Here is a 289-nt window from a genome sequence, read left to right on the forward strand (position 1 = left end):
TGTAGTTATGGATGTATCTACAGTAATTGAATTCATAAGCCCAACGTAGGCTGCTTCAAAAGATAGGTTGTCATATCCGGCCACGGTGGCAACCACATCCGGCTGAAAGATCACTGCAGCGGCTGCTCCCAGCAATGTGCCCAGCAAAAGAGCGATCAACGGAGAGGTCTTTTTTACAATGAGCAGTATAACCAGTGCCGGAACTACGAACAACCACCCGCTAATATTAAAGGCAGCATCGATCGAACTCAAAATAGCAGCGGTATCTGCACTGCCCGATGGTTCTATA

The 289-nt window shown here is 47.4% G+C and carries 1 pseudogene; it reads right to left on the reverse strand.

From position 1 onward, the window contains the following. Positions 1-289, reverse strand: a pseudogene (locus HC175_RS23185) (sodium:proton antiporter); the annotation flags it as partial.

The organism is Salinimicrobium oceani (genome assembly GCF_012037645.1).